Source organism: Bacillus sp. SIMBA_008, from assembly GCF_046535495.1.
Lineage (GTDB): Bacteria > Bacillota > Bacilli > Bacillales > Bacillaceae > Bacillus > Bacillus subtilis.
This window is the reverse complement of sequence record NZ_JAWRWL010001133.1, coordinates 1-242: the sequence shown is the minus strand read 5'-3', so window position 1 is coordinate 242 and position 242 is coordinate 1. Positions and strand designations below refer to the sequence as shown.

Annotated in this window: 1 protein-coding gene; it reads right to left on the bottom strand. The window is 52.9% G+C overall.

What is annotated here, in order from left to right; all coding sequences use genetic code 11:
- Positions 1-242 (bottom strand): NAD-dependent epimerase/dehydratase family protein (locus SB658_RS26970; protein WP_410603576.1); only part of this gene is annotated, 242 nt, incomplete at both ends.

The following is a 242-nucleotide window of genomic DNA, read 5'->3' as shown; positions in this document are numbered from 1 at the left end:
CCTCAGCGGCTGCGCGCAATACATTGTATGTGCCGACGACATTGACGTCCCACAGCAAATCTCGTGCAGTTGGCTGGAACGAAATGACGGCCGCCATATGGAAAACCGCCTCGACACCTTCCATGACCTTGGCAACATCCTCGTAAGAAGCAAGGCTGCCCGTGTGGCACATAATCCCAACATTTTCAGAAGCGGACTTATTCGGATCACCAGGGATAGCAATGGTGCGAACCTTATGACCA